This is a genomic window from Nocardioides sp. SRI_004 (genome assembly GCF_057586415.1).
The window spans coordinates 1-337 of the sequence record NZ_JBYCZV010000043.1; the positions used below are offsets into that span (position 1 = coordinate 1).

Below are 337 nucleotides of genomic sequence, written 5' to 3' on the forward strand. Positions count from 1 at the left end.
CGGGTACTTCACTCCGTTGACGGTGACGGTGCCGTTCTTGACGGGGTAGGTGACGCCGCCGACCTTGATGGTGCCGTTGGTGGTGTCGCCCGGGTTGTCGGTCCCGCCGTGGGTGGGGGTGACCGGGTAGGCCACTCCGCCGATGGTGACGGTGCCGTTCTTGACCGGGTACTTCACTCCGTTGACGGTGACGGTGCCGTTCTTGACGGGGTAGGTGACGCCGCCGACCTTGATGGTGCCGTCGGTGGTGTCGCCCGGGTTGTCGGTCCCGCCGTCGGTGGGGGTGACCGGGTAGGCCACGCCGCCGATGGTGACGGTGCCGTTCTTGACGGGGTAC

Annotated in this window: 1 protein-coding gene; it reads right to left on the minus strand. The window is 68.0% G+C overall.

The features are described 5' to 3' along the window. A partial coding sequence (locus AC2YHB_RS25630; RefSeq protein WP_487354881.1) for a hypothetical protein occupies window positions 1–337 on the minus strand: 337 nt, incomplete at both ends.